This is a genomic window from Luteibacter sp. UNC138MFCol5.1 (genome assembly GCF_900110505.1).
In the GTDB taxonomy this organism is placed as follows: Bacteria; Pseudomonadota; Gammaproteobacteria; order Xanthomonadales; family Rhodanobacteraceae; genus Luteibacter.
In genome coordinates, this window is record NZ_FODZ01000011.1 from 1 (window position 1) to 12,683 (window position 12,683).

At 68.8% G+C, this 12,683-nt stretch carries 12 protein-coding genes; all 12 read right to left on the reverse strand.

Going from position 1 to position 12,683, the window contains the following annotated elements; genetic code table 11:
• Positions 1–263 (reverse strand): transposase (locus BMY69_RS18680; protein WP_143070428.1); only part of this gene is annotated, 263 nt, incomplete at its 3' end.
• Between the two features lie 84 nt (positions 264–347).
• Positions 348–1,172, reverse strand: coding sequence for a TIGR04325 family methyltransferase (locus BMY69_RS18685; protein WP_090181141.1), 825 nt, complete (start codon positions 1,170–1,172; stop codon positions 348–350).
• Positions 1,169–2,404 (reverse strand): GNAT family N-acetyltransferase, encoded by a 1,236-nt coding sequence (locus BMY69_RS18690; protein ID WP_090181144.1) that lies wholly within the window; start codon positions 2,402–2,404, stop codon positions 1,169–1,171. Before BMY69_RS18690 ends, BMY69_RS18685 begins: the two co-directional genes overlap by 4 nt.
• The gene (locus tag BMY69_RS18695; protein ID WP_143070527.1) at positions 2,401–3,948 is read right to left on the reverse strand and encodes an oligosaccharide flippase family protein; all 1,548 of its coding nucleotides are present in this window, start codon (positions 3,946–3,948) and stop codon (positions 2,401–2,403) included. Before BMY69_RS18695 ends, BMY69_RS18690 begins: the two co-directional genes overlap by 4 nt.
• Positions 3,945–5,633: a hypothetical protein gene (locus tag BMY69_RS18700; protein ID WP_090181149.1), complete on the reverse strand. Its 1,689-nt coding sequence runs from the start codon at positions 5,631–5,633 to the stop codon at positions 3,945–3,947. The genes BMY69_RS18695 and BMY69_RS18700 overlap by 4 nt, the downstream gene beginning before the upstream one ends.
• A complete protein-coding gene (galE, locus tag BMY69_RS18705; RefSeq protein ID WP_090181151.1) occupies positions 5,630–6,634 on the reverse strand; it encodes a UDP-glucose 4-epimerase GalE in 1,005 nt (334 codons plus the stop codon). Before galE ends, BMY69_RS18700 begins: the two co-directional genes overlap by 4 nt.
• The gene (locus BMY69_RS18710; protein ID WP_090181154.1) at positions 6,631–7,467 is read right to left on the reverse strand and encodes a dienelactone hydrolase family protein; all 837 of its coding nucleotides are present in this window, start codon (positions 7,465–7,467) and stop codon (positions 6,631–6,633) included. The genes galE and BMY69_RS18710 overlap by 4 nt, the downstream gene beginning before the upstream one ends.
• Complete coding sequence (locus BMY69_RS18715) at positions 7,467–8,243, reverse strand: alpha/beta fold hydrolase (RefSeq protein WP_177191220.1); 777 nt, start codon at positions 8,241–8,243, stop codon at positions 7,467–7,469. The genes BMY69_RS18710 and BMY69_RS18715 overlap by 1 nt, the downstream gene beginning before the upstream one ends.
• Positions 8,244–8,245: 2 nt before the next feature.
• Positions 8,246–9,604, reverse strand: a complete 1,359-nt coding sequence (locus BMY69_RS18720; protein ID WP_090181159.1) for an outer membrane beta-barrel protein — start codon at positions 9,602–9,604, stop codon at positions 8,246–8,248.
• Between the two features lie 59 nt (positions 9,605–9,663).
• On the reverse strand, positions 9,664–10,431 hold the full coding sequence (locus tag BMY69_RS18725) for a CpsD/CapB family tyrosine-protein kinase (RefSeq protein WP_090053690.1): 768 nt from the start codon (positions 10,429–10,431) through the stop codon (positions 9,664–9,666).
• Positions 10,432–10,434: 3 nt separating this feature from the next.
• Entirely contained in the window at positions 10,435–11,967 is a 1,533-nt protein-coding gene (locus BMY69_RS18730; RefSeq protein WP_090053692.1) for an XrtA system polysaccharide chain length determinant, read from the reverse strand.
• A gap of 38 nt (positions 11,968–12,005) precedes the next feature.
• Complete coding sequence (locus BMY69_RS18735) at positions 12,006–12,629, reverse strand: XrtA/PEP-CTERM system exopolysaccharide export protein (RefSeq protein ID WP_090181190.1); 624 nt, start codon at positions 12,627–12,629, stop codon at positions 12,006–12,008.
• Positions 12,630–12,683 lie beyond the last annotated feature (54 nt).

The window sequence follows — 12,683 nt, forward strand, 5'->3', positions numbered from 1 at the left end:
AGAACGTCGCGCTCCTCAGCCAATGCCGCGCGCGCCTTCTCCGATGCCTCCAGCTGGCCTCGCAACTGCTCGATAAGGAGCTGCTGCTCTGCCGTCGTGGACGGCATGGCGGCCTGTCGTTCCCGATATTGCTCGACCCAACGACGCAGCGCCGTCGGGCCAATACCCATCATCCGGGCCGCTTCAGGCGGGGAATGCCCCGCCTCGACCACCAGTCGGACCGCTTCGGCCTTCAGAGCCGACGAAATCTTCTTGTATCCCATGGATCACCTCGCAGGAGATTTTGCTCCTACTCGGTGGTCCAGAAATACCCGGACACTACAGGTCCGCTCCTACAGCGACGCTGGTCAGGTGGTCAGGCGGAAGGCGAAGCCGAAGTAGCGGTCGAGCGACAGTTCCGGGTGGAACGGCACGATGCAGTAGCGCTGCGGGTTCTCCCAGCGGTCCTGAAGCTCGTAGCCCAGCGACGCGAGGCCGCCGAGGAACTCGCGTTCCGCCGTCACGTGATAAGGGCAACACGCCGTCCCGATGTTCTGCACCGTGTAATACGACTGGCGCATGTGCACCGGCACGGAGTTGAGCAGCAGGAAGCGCGGCCGGCGCGGCATGGCGGCAAGGGCCTCGGCCAGCGAGTAGCTCAGGTACTGCAACGAACCCGCGGCGAACAGCACGTCGGCACCCGACGCGCTGGCGATGTCGTCGGCGAAGCCGAGTCGGCCCGGCGCGTCGTGCTCCTTCGCCCAGGCGGCGCCGGCCGCGTTCACCGCCGGCACGTCCATCACCGTCCAGCGCAGGGACGCCGGATAACCGAGGTACTTCTGGTACGCGTAGTAGGCGATGCCGATATGCCCGCCCACGTCGAACACGTCGCGGGCGCCCTCGGCGAAGAAGCGGCCGAGCCAGTGGATCATCGGGTAGTCGTTGATGAAGACACGGCGCGTGCGCTCGCGATACAGATCGGCGGACTCGCTGTTGTCGTAGCCGCTCGCGTTCCCTGGCGGGATGCTCGCCTGCGCGTCGTCGAACGAGTCGTAGACGCCGCGGTACAGGTGATATGCCAGCTCGCGGTGCGCGAAGAACCGCCGCTTGTAGCGGGCCTCGAGGATGCCGCGGATCAGCGGCATCCGCGCCGTGGCGTCCTGATGGGGCCTGGAGTCGACTAGCACGTTCATTCGCGTTCCGGGTCGGTGAGGACAGCCCGAGCTTGCGCCGCGGGACGGGCCTTGCCCATAACCCGGTGGATTAGTCCATCCGGCCGACGGGTACCCTCGCCCTGCCGCCGCGCGCGCACGTCGTCACGCACGCGATGCAGGCCGCGATACAGCCAGCGCACGGGGGCATAGACACGGAATCCCGCGGTCGCGCGCATGGGCCGGACCACGTACAGCGAGCCGCACGGCGTCGCCTCCGTCGAGAGCAGCCGTTTGTACTGGTTGTCGCCGTACCCGAAGCTCACGCGGCCTCCCGGAAAGCGGTCGAGCAAACCGCGCACCGCCTGGAAGACGGCCACCGAGCCGATCCCGACCTTCGCCACCTCGTCGTCGTAGCCGAGGTCGTCGACGAGGTAGGTATCGCCGAGCCGATAGCCGTGCACGTACGCGAGCGGCCGCCCCTCGCGGAGCACGACATGGCCGATCAACTGCCCCGCGTCGGCGAGGCGGCGGAACAGCGCGACGCGCTCCGGATCCTCCCAGTCGATGGGCAGGTCGGCGTGGTGCCAGGTCCGCGCGTACAGCGCGTTCATCAGGGCGCAATAGCGCGGCATGTCCTCGCCACGCTCGAACACATGCAGTGCCGCGTCGCCGCCGAGCTTGCGATAGGCGCGGCCGACGCGCTGGGTGAGGTCGCCGCGCTTCTTCTTGTCCATGCCTGCGAGCCAGGCCTCCGCGGAGGCCTGCGGGCCGATCGACCAGTGCACCTGGTCGAGCAGGTGCGCGGAGACGGTGCGGAAACCGCCGCCGCTCGCCGAGAGCACGCGGGCGAAACGATTCGGCAGGTCGGCCTCCTGGATACGCACGACGCGCACGGCGGGATCGCCCGCGAGCTGCCGCGCCGCCACGAGCTCCACGGTGGCGCGGTCGGCGTCGGCCGCGACCACGCCGCCGCCCAGCACGCGAAGCGCCGCGCCGCGGTAGAGGCTCACCCGGCGGCCCGCGACGTCGAGCCGGGCGGTGTGGTCGATGGCGAGAAGCGGCGCGTAGCCGACCACCCTTCCCGTCCCGTCGCGAACGACGACGATGTGCGGCGTCGTCCCGTCGTGCCGGCTCGTCACCTCGAAGGCGAGCCAGTCGGGATGCTGGACGATGCCGCTCGCCGCGCCCTCCATCTCGGCGACGCGCGCGAGTTCGTCGCGCACGGCGCGGAGCGCGTCCAGGGTATGCAGGGTCGAACAGACGTAGTTCATGGGTTGGCCTTCGCCACCGGCGGATGCACGAGTTCGAGGATACGGACGAGCGCCCGGCCCGGCGGACCGAGGCGCCGGCCGATGCCGGTCATCAGGCTCACGTCCTCGTCGGTCCAGTAACGGACGAGCATGCTGCCCGGAACGTAGAGGGCGGCGAAGACGCCGGCGCCCACGAGGAACCCGAGACGCGACGGCGTCGCCGCCGTCGCCGCCCAGGCGGCGAGTGTGGCGACGAGGCCCACGGCGAACAAGCGGGTCATCGCGGCGACAGGCAGGCCGCCGCGAGTCGCCTTGCGCAGGTAGTGGACCGCCAGCGCCATCTCCACGACCCGTGCACCGGCATAGGTGAGCACCGCGCCGGCCAGACCGAACGGCGGAATGAGGGCGATGCCGAGGACGGCGTTCGCGGCGAGCGCGACCACGGCGATGCGGATGCGGTCGTCCTGGCGGTCGACGACGGTCTGGAACGCGGCGATGCCGTTACCGATCAGCAACAGGCCGCCAAGCACGAGCGTCGCCTCGATCGCGGGGATGGCGTCGACGTAGCGCGTGCCGTACATCAGCCGCACGATCTCCGGCGTGGTGACGAGCCCGAGGCCCGCGATCGCGATGCCGACGGCCCAGTAGAAACGCGTCGCCTCCGAGAGGAAACGCGCGGCGCGCGCGGTGCCGCTCTCGCCGTAGGTCTTGGCCATGTAAGGCAGCAGCGTCGAGGTGAGGCCCACCGAGAACAACTGCACCGCGCCGCGCGTCAGCGTGCCCGCGATCGCGAAGTAGCCCACCGCGACCGATCCCGTGAAGGTGCTGAGCAGGAAGACCTCGATCGTCCCCACGCGGAACGAGCCCATCAGCACGAGCGCGGCGGTCAGGCGCAGGTGGCGGTTGACCCGGCTCGCCACGGACGCCGGAACCGGCCCCGGCGCGTACGGCCGGCACAACCGGCGGAACGCGACGCGGTTGATCAGGTTCAGGACGAGGCACGCCACGGCGAACAGCGCCACGAACGAGACCAGGTCCGCATGCAGGACCATCGCCGCGAGCACGAGGAGCATGCCGAGGATGCCGCCGATCACGGTCGCCACGGCCTCCGGCTCGAACCGTTCCTGCCCTTTTCCGATCGCCACCAGCATCGCGTAGTTCGCCTTGGCGACGACGGCGACGACCACCAGACCCATCACCGGCAACAGTGAGCGATCCCACTCCGCTGGCTGGAAGATCCAGCCGAACGCGACGAACAGCGCGATGACGACGAGCGAGCTCCACGTCTGGATGCGCGAGAAGCGCGCCGCGAGGTGCGAAGCGAGCGCCGGATCGCCCATGCCGTCGGCCTCGGCGATGAATTTCGTGGACGACGTGGTCAGCGCGTGGTTCGAGCAGACGATGAGCCAGCCGCACAGCCAGACCGTGAAGGCGTAGCGGCCGAAGTCGGAAGGACCCAGCGACCGCGCGATCCACACGCTCATCAACAGGCCGAGTGCGTACTCGATGTACGTCGACACGGTGACGATCCCGATGCTGCGCAGGACGGCGACGCGGCGGTTCATGGCGCCGCCTCCGGCCGCTTCGCGCGGGCTCCGGCCCCGGCCGGCTGCGCCATCATCCACTGCGCGACGCCGGCACCCCGGTTGTTCCAGTTGAAGCGGCGCAACGTGTCGGAGATGGCCGCGCACTCGGTGGCGTACGACGACGAGAGCGCGTCGAAGCGCTTCGTCAGCGCGGCGGCACGCTTCGGATCGGTCTCGAAGTAGCGCGCCGCGGCGACGGCGAGCCCCAGCTCGACCGTGTGACCGTCGCTGTACCAGCCTTCGCTTTCCTGGATTTTCGAGAGCTGCTCGGTCGTCGCCTTCGACGACGACCAGTACCAGGCGATCTGACCGTCGGGGCCCGAGCACCCGTTGCGCCAGTCGTGCGGCGACACGAGCAGCTTCGGATCGATCCAGCCATACGCCTCGAGGTAACGCCCGAAGTCGACCAGCATCCCGGGAATGCGCGGATCGCCGGTCGCCAGCCATGCGTGCCACAGCCCGTCGACGATGTTCTCGCTCATCCACGGCGAGGCGCCGCGCACGTCGTTCGCGCCGGTCGGATCGTTCTCATGGATGTTCCAGCTGTTGCGCCACGACCCGTCGTCACCGAGGCCGTCGGGGTTGGCACGCTGGTGGTCGTAAAGCCAGCCCACACGCGCGGCGATCCGTTCGCGATAGCGCGCGTCGCCGGTCAGTTCGTACGCCGCGACGGTTTCGACGAGGCCGAGCCCCGCCAGGCGTTCGGTGAAATAGTCGCGCGGCGACGTGTAGGGACCGGGCGGCCCGTTCCATCCGCCGCTGTTCCATAGATCGGCCATCTTCGCGACGGTCGCGGCGTCGTGCATGGAATCGTCGCCCGTGAGGCCCATGGCGAGCAGCACCGGCTCGATGTAGACGTATTTGACGTCGCAGGGTTTGCCGTCGGGTAGCCAACCACCGGCGCAGGACGGACTGACCGGCACGCCGTCCCGCTTGATGCCGGCCATGTACCAGCGGTAGCTCTCCTCGGCCGCCTCGAGGTAATCCGCGCGGCCGGTGCGGACGTACGCCTTGAACAGCGTCGAAGGTCGGTCGAACAGCCACGCGGTGGTGTCGTCCTTAGGCAGCCGTCGCGCCCAGCGGAACTGGGCGTCGACATAGCGCGCATACGGTTCGTCCTTCGCGGCCACCGACTGCGGTCCGGCGATCAACGACGCCGTCAGCCACCCCGGCGTCAGCGTCGCCAGCGCCGCGGGCCGGCCATCCACCAGCCCGTCCGCATAAGGCCAGCCGCGCGCGTCGCTCGCGCGTGGCGCCTCGACCGCGAACCGGTACGTGCCCGGCGCTCCCCGGAACTGCACGCGGACCGCACGGATGCCGCCATCGCGCACATGCCAGGTCAGGGTGGCCGTCACCGCCGCGGGGACGTCGTTCCCCTTCGCGTCGCGGATGCGCAGTTCACCGGGCTCGTGCAGCATCCCCGGCGGAAACGGAATGCCCAGCGTCACGGGCAGCAGGTCGCCCTTCCCCGCCACGCGACGAACCTCGATCGCGCGGTCGGGGGCGGCGTCCGCGCGCGCGTGGCCCGGCATGACCCAGAAGGCCAGCGCGAGCAACCACGCCAGCGTCGTCAGGACATGGCGCGACAGCGCCGACGGCGGCGGTCCGTCGACGCACGGAGCAAGCCGGCGCCGCCGATGGAACGCGTGCGAACGAGCGCTCATGCCACCGACGCGGTGGGAAAGGCGTGCCCCGCCAGATGTCGCTCCCATGCGAGCGCGGTGCCCACGATGGTGTCGAGATCGTCGTAGCCCGGCGTCCAGCCGAGCACCTCGCGCAGCCGGTCGCTGCACGCGATCAGCTGGGGAATGTCCCCCGGACGGCGCGGCAGCTCGCGCACGTTGAGGGGCCGCCCCGCCGCCCGAGCGACGGCGTCGATGACCTGCCGCACGCTGTACCCATGACCGTAGCCCGCGTTGAGGGTGAGGCAGTCGCCGCCGTCGCGCAGGTGATCCAGCGCGCGCAGGTGCGCCGCGGCGAGATCTTCCACATGGATGAAATCGCGCACGCCCGTGCCATCCGGCGTGTCGTAGTCGGTGCCGTAGATGCAGATGCTGGGGCGCTTGCCGACGGCGTGCTCACAGGCCACCTTCACCAACAGCGTCGCCTCCGGCGTCGAGTGACCGATACGGCCATGCGGATCGCAGCCGGCGACGTTGAAATAGCGCAGGATGACGTGGCGCATCGCACCGGTCGCGCACCAGTCGCGCAGCATCGTCTCGGACATCAGCTTCGACATCCCGTACGGATTGATGGGTCGCGTGGGCGTGTCCTCGTCGGCGATACCGGCGTCGGTCGTGCCGTAGACGGCCGCCGTGGACGAGAAGATGAACTTGTCGACCCTCGCCTGCGCGCAACAGGCCAGCAGGTTGCGCGTGTTGCCCGTGTTGTTGCCGTAGTATTTCAGCGGATCGCTCACCGACTCCGGAACCACCGTATGCGCCGCGAAATGCAGGACGGCGTCGACACGGTGGGCTTCCAGCACGCGCGACACCAGCTCGGCATCGCCCACGTCGCCCTCGACGAACGACGCGCCGCGCACCGCTTCGCGGAATCCCGTGGAGAGGTTGTCGATCACCACGACGCGGTCGCCGCGTTCGACCAGCTGCTGGACCGTGTGGCTGCCGATGTAACCGGCACCGCCGGTGACGAGAACCGAATTCATGCGTGCCTCCCGGCCGTCGCCAGAGGAAAGTTGCGCGTGAGCCACCCACCGATGCCATCGAGCAGGCGCGCGCGGTCCCCGGTGAGGATGTAGGTATGGTCGGTCTCGTGCACGTAGCGCGTGGTCACCGAGGGATGCGTCATCACCTTGCCGAAGCATTCCCGGAACTGGCGCGCGTGATTGAAGTGCGTGCTGATGCCGCCGGAGTAGACGAGATAGAGCTTCATGCCGCGCGACACCATGCCGGTGAAGTCGGCGATCACTTCCTCGCGCGGCGCGGGTGCCACGGCGAAGATCGGTTCGGCCGCCGCCCTGGCTTCGCCGGAACCGCCCCCCGCCCGGCGCCGGAGCACGCGCGCCCAGCGCGCCGGATCGACGATGCGCGGCAGGTAATGGCGCAGCTTGTAACCCAGCGTGCGGTAGGCGTAGCCGTCGAGGAAGACGGCGCCCGAGACGCGCGGATCCCGGGCGGCGACGATGTGCGCGTTCTGCGCGCCCGCGCAGAGCCCGACCAACACGAAGCGCTCGCAGCCCGCACGTTCCGTGAGCAGGTTCATGGCGTCGTCCAGATCCGCGCAGACCTGCTGCGCGCGCGTCTGGCCGCCTCCCGTGGCCGTGCTGTCGCCGAGCGTCGAAAGGTCGAAGCGCAGCGTCGGATACCCGGCCTCGTTGAGCTGACGGGTCAGTTCCACGTGCAGACGGAACGGCCCGATGCGGTGCACCAGGCCCGCGTTGAGCACGATCACGCCGGTCTCCCCGCGCGTGCCCGACGGTACGCCGGCGATGCCGACCAGGTGACGACCGCGGCCGAAACGATGGGCTTCCTCGCTCATCAGGCGATCTCCTTCAGGCGGCCGGTCACGGCCTGGATCAGCGGCGGCGAGAGGATCGCGGCCTCGAGCCGCCGGAGGTCGTTCCACGGCGTCGGCGGAGCGATCGTCGCGACGCGGCCGCGCGCCGTCACGATGCGTTCCCACCGAGCGCCCGAGGACGCCGGCATGGAGTCGAGGACGAGCGTCGGCGCCTCGGTGGCATCGACGCGCAACGCGGCGAGCTGCCGTCGCAGGCCGTCGCCGACATCGAAGCCCAGCCATTGGGCCGCGACATCGGCGTGGCTGCGCGGGGCGTTGAAGCGCTCGCCATCCTGGCGCAGGGCCACCTGCATGGCGTCCAGCGCGGCGACGTAATCACCGCCATCGAGCACCGGGTCCCATGCGATCACCTCGGCGAAACGCGCCTGGCCGGCGGCCGCCAGCGCGATGCTGCCGCCAAGCCGCGCGCCGAAGGCGACGACCCGGTCGACGCCGCCACGGGTGCGGAGCTCCGCGGCCGCCAGCACGGTGTCCGCGACGCATCGATCCCAGTCGACCTCGACGCTGGCACCGGCGGAGTCGCCGGTCCCGTGGTAGTCGAATCGCAGCACGGCGACGCCCTGCGCCGCCAGCGCCTGCGCGAGTTGCCGGTACACGCGGTGGCAGCGAATGAGGTCCTGCCCGAGCGGCGGGCACATCAGCATCGCGCGTCGCGCCGGAAGCGCCGGCGCGTGGAACATGCCGAACAGCCCCCCGTCGGCACCGAAGAAGAAAGGCGTTTCGGAATCGGGTCGCATGCTCATCTCCTGTACACCACGCCGACGAAGAACGCGGTCTCGCGATAGTCCTGTCCCACCGCGTTGCTGCTGCGTCGGTCGCGGGCGACCGAGACATGCCAGCTCCAGTGCCGGTTGACCTGCTGCGTGAGGTCCAGCCCCAGGCGCACGGTGGTGTCCTTGCGGTCGAGGCTGTCGTAGGTGAGGCGGTCGACGGTGCCGAACGCGCTCAGCGTGAGGGTCGGCCGCAGCCGGTAACCGATACCGACGCTGACCGCGCGATCAGTCTGGTTGAACGTCTGGTCGTCGATGTAGCGCAGCTTGCTGAAGGACGGCGACACGGTCACCGTCCAGCGCTCCGCGCGCCAGTTCCAGATCGCCTCGCCACGCTTTTCCTTGTAGACCTCGGAGCCGATCACCGCGCTACCGGTGCTGATGCCCGCGTTGCCGCCACCGAACCCCGACGTGTTGACGAAGGGATCGATCGCCTCCACGCGGTCGGACACGGTCTGCGTGCCGAAGACGCCGGGCGTCGTGATGATGTCCTGCGCGGCATCCGCGTACTGGTAGGTACCCGCCAGGGTCAGCGAGTTGCGTGGCGTCGGCTGCCAGCCGATGCTCACGCGCGCCAGCGGCGCCGACGTCGTGCGTCCGCCATCGAACTCGAGCCGCGATCCGCCCACCATGACGTCCGCGTTGAAGCGCGCCAGCGTGCTGGTATAGCGCACGAACGCTTCCTTGCGATCGTAGTTCGCGTCGTTGGGCTGGTTGTCGAAATCGACCCGCTGGAACTCGACGTTGGCCGAGAGCTGGTCCGTGGGGCTCAGGTCACGGAAGACACGGAAGGCTGCCAGTCCGCGCGACGAGTCGAACTCGTCCACGCGCGACGCGTAACTGTTGATGTAGCGCAGTTCGAACTGCCCGCGCGCCGCGTCCCCGAAGCGCATGCGCAGCGTAGGGCCCAGCACGATCACGTTGGTCTGCTGCTGGTTGTCCGGCGAGTCGCTGGCGAGCTGGTCCACCGGCTGCACACCCGCGTAGTCCTCGATGGAGAAGTCGAGGCGGTCGGGCGCGATCGTCCAGTTGCCCTGCCCGGCGATCTGGGTCTGGGCCTGCGAGTCGAAGCGGTTCTCGAGGTACTTCCGGTATTCGAACGTGCCCGCGACGTTGGCCTGGAAGGTCGAGCCCATCTGCGTGAAGGTGAACGTCCCGCCGGGCACGAGCACGTTCTCGGACATCGGTCGCGTGGACGACAGGGCGATGTTGTTGCTGTGCTCGAGGCCTGCGTAAAGCGAATAGTCCAGCGTGCCCGCCAGCGTCACCGTGGGTGACGCGGCGAGCGCGATCACGATCGCGCGGGCGAGCCTGGATGATGCCGGCATGATCCCTCCTGATTCCCCTGTAGGTACGCGCCTGCCGGTCGCGCACCGGGATGCCCAGCTCACGGCGACTGGTTGAACACCACCCCGGCCAGCTTGGCCGGATCGAAATTGGCCACCGCCTGGTTGATCGATGCCGGGGTGTCGCGGCCGTAGCCCGCCACGATCACCACGAAGTCCGCGAGATCGGAGAGGATCCGCGCGTCCGGCGATCCCTTGACCGGCGGGCCGTCGAGGAAGAGGTAGCGGTCGCTGTAGCGGCAGCGCAGCGAGTCGAGGACCGCGCGCATGCGGAACGACGAGAAGTATTCGCCACTGTTCTCGCGCGACTTGCCGGACGGGATCAGGCGCAGGCGCGGCACCCCCGTGGGATACATGATCGACGCGATCCCGCGCGACGGATGTTCGAGAAAGTCGATCAGGCCGCCGGAACTCGGCTCCACGCCGAAGGCCCGGTGCTGGTTCGGGTAGCGCAGGTTGCAGTCCACGAGCAGACTGGTCTTCGATTCGTCGAACGCGAACGCCGTGGCCAGGTTGCGCGCCACGAAGCTGCTGCCGGAACGTGGGCTCACGGCGACCACCAGCGTGACGAAGTTGCTGTCGCCCGCCATCTCGAGCAAGCGGGTGCGAATGCCGCGGAACGCGTCCGAGTGCTGGCGGACCGACTCCTCGCGATGGATCAGGCGCTTGCGCTCGCAGTCGAGCGGCGCGAGCGAACCGCCGGCCTCCCGCATCCGGGCGATAGAATGACCGGGAGCGCCATGCGCGTCACCGTGGTGGGGGGCGACCACGTCGCCGATCTCGATGTTGTCAGCAGCCAGCTTGTTCATGGTTCAGCCCTTCATCCTCAGCCAGAAGACCAGGAGGTACACGGCGGCGACCCCGACGACGATCAGCACGATCATCATGTTCTGCAGGTGCGCGCGGCGCCGGTCGCGCGGAGTCGGGTAGAACGGAATGGACGCGAGCACGGGGAAGCCGGTGGCGCTCTCGAGTTGCGCGACCGAACGGACGCGTGGATCGAAACGGGCGACGGCGAACAGCAGGCCGAAGGGAATCGCCAGCGACAGTGCCAGGCCAGCGAGACCGAAATGCATGAAGCGCAGGCCCGAGGGGACCAGCGGCATCATGGCGGGGTTCTGCACCAGGAACGTGAGGCCGCGCTGCTCGGCGTCGAGATTCATTGACACGCGGGCGTTCTCGCGGCGCTTCAGCAGATCCTGGTAGACATCGCGGTTGACCGTGTAATCGCGGGTCAGCTCGGCGGTGACGTTCTCCGAATTGGCGATGCGCTTGCTGCGCTCGAGCTCGTTCTGCAGCATCCGCTCGCTGGCGCCGACCCGCGCCGCGCTGGCGGCGGCGTCGCTGCGCACGGCGGCCAGCTGCAGGCGCATCTGCTGGTAGACGGGGTTCATCGTCACGGCGTGGTCGAGCGGGATGGCGCCGCCCGCGGCGCGTGTCGCGTCCGCCGTCGCCGCCTGCTTGCGCACGTCCTCGATCTGGTGACGCAGGCGCACCACGTCCGGATAGTCGTCGGTGTAGTTCAGCAACAGCTTGGCGAGCTGTCCCTGCAGGTCGGCCAGCTGCGTGGAATAGATGCCGCCGACGGTCTGCACGGCGTTGACCTCGGACTCGCCGTTCAACTGGGACGAGAGCGCGGCCGCCTGCGACTGCTTCTGCATGTAGTCCATGCGGTTGTTTTCGATCTGCGTGCGCAGCTGGCTGATCCGGGCGTTGGTGTCGGTCTCGCTGCCGGGGCGCGCGTCGGCGTTGGCGTCGCGGTACGCCTTGAGCTTGTCTTCGGCGTCCGTCAGCTTGGTCCGGTAGGCTTCGACCTGGCTGTTGATGAACTCGTAGGCCTCACGGCTCTCGCGCTGCTTCGACGCGAGGCTCTCGCTGATGAAGAGCTGTCCGAACGCGCGCGTCACTTCGAACGCACGCCGCGGGTCGGAATCGAAATAGCTGATCGTGATCAGGTTCTCGCGATTGTTGACGATCTTCGTGCGTGACTTGATCCCTTCCATGATCTTGTCGCGCTCGATCGGCGACGGGTTGGACGCGAGCCAACCGCCCTTCGCCATCACCTCGTCCATCACCTTGCGGCTGAAGATCACGTCGCGGGCGATGCCCGCGCGGTTCTTGTTGCCCGTCGCCGCGGCGGCGCCCTCCATCAGCGGCGTGATGATGCTCGCCTCCTGAGCGAGGATCGTCGTCGACGCCTCGTATTTCTTCGGCCACGCCAGGCCGACGCCGAGCGCGACCAGGGCGATGACCGCGAAGATCACGCCCATCGCGACGCGTCGCCGGCGCGCCTCGCCGATCAGTGCGGGCAACATGCCCGAAAAAGGAACGAGATCCCCGCTCATCGTAGTAACCCCTTCGCGCCGCCACGTGGCGGCATCGGTCAGAAAGCGCGTTGCGGAACGGTGATCACGTCACCAGGCTGCACGGGATAGTTGTTCGCCAGATCGCCCTGCTGGAGGATCTTCTCGAGACGCACCGCGTACGACTGCGTGGCGCCGGCGTCGTTGCGGCGGTAGAGCTCGGTGCGGTCGGGTGCCGCGAACTCGGTCGTGCCGCCCGCCGCGAGCACCGCGTCGAGCACCGTCATGCCCTGCCGGTACGGAATGGAGATCGGGCTGCGGACCGCTCCCGTCACGCGAACGCGCGAGAGGTACTCGTGACTGCGGAGCGCGGTGAGGATCACGGCGACCTGCGGATCCCGTATGTACTGACCCAGCTTCTGCTGGATTTCAGCCGCCACCTGATCGGTGGTGCGGCCTCCCGCGGCGATGTCGCCGACAAGAGGCACGGTGACCTTGCCGTCGGGACGCACCGGCACGCTGACGCTCAGGTCCGGGTTGTGCCAGACGGTCACCTGCAGCTGATCGTCCACACCGATCAGATAGGCGTCGACCGCCTGACTGGCGGCGTCCGGCCTGGGGGGCGGCGAGGTGTTTCCACCGGTGGCACAGGCGGAGAGCAGCGCGACCGCGACGAGCATGACGATACCGTTCCAACGCTTCATGACGAACACCCACCCCTGTGACTTCCTCGAGCGGTATCGTCATTTCAATGGGTG

Excerpts from the sequence above, each read along its gene's own strand:
- BMY69_RS18700 (WP_090181149.1), bottom strand. The coding sequence starts at position 5,633 with ATGAGCGCTCGTTCGCACGCGTTCCATCGGCGGCGCCGGCTTGCTCCG.
- BMY69_RS18685 (WP_090181141.1), bottom strand. The coding sequence starts at position 1,172 with ATGAACGTGCTAGTCGACTCCAGGCCCCATCAGGACGCCACGGCGCGG.
- BMY69_RS18720 (WP_090181159.1), bottom strand. The coding sequence starts at position 9,604 with ATGCCGGCATCATCCAGGCTCGCCCGCGCGATCGTGATCGCGCTCGCC.
- BMY69_RS18735 (WP_090181190.1), bottom strand. The coding sequence starts at position 12,629 with ATGAAGCGTTGGAACGGTATCGTCATGCTCGTCGCGGTCGCGCTGCTC.
- BMY69_RS18690 (WP_090181144.1), bottom strand. The coding sequence starts at position 2,404 with ATGAACTACGTCTGTTCGACCCTGCATACCCTGGACGCGCTCCGCGCC.
- BMY69_RS18710 (WP_090181154.1), bottom strand. The coding sequence starts at position 7,467 with ATGAGCGAGGAAGCCCATCGTTTCGGCCGCGGTCGTCACCTGGTCGGC.
- BMY69_RS18715 (WP_177191220.1), bottom strand. The coding sequence starts at position 8,243 with ATGCGACCCGATTCCGAAACGCCTTTCTTCTTCGGTGCCGACGGGGGG.
- BMY69_RS18730 (WP_090053692.1), bottom strand. The coding sequence starts at position 11,967 with ATGAGCGGGGATCTCGTTCCTTTTTCGGGCATGTTGCCCGCACTGATC.
- BMY69_RS18725 (WP_090053690.1), bottom strand. The coding sequence starts at position 10,431 with ATGAACAAGCTGGCTGCTGACAACATCGAGATCGGCGACGTGGTCGCC.
- BMY69_RS18695 (WP_143070527.1), bottom strand. The coding sequence starts at position 3,948 with ATGAACCGCCGCGTCGCCGTCCTGCGCAGCATCGGGATCGTCACCGTG.
- galE (WP_090181151.1), bottom strand. The coding sequence starts at position 6,634 with ATGAATTCGGTTCTCGTCACCGGCGGTGCCGGTTACATCGGCAGCCAC.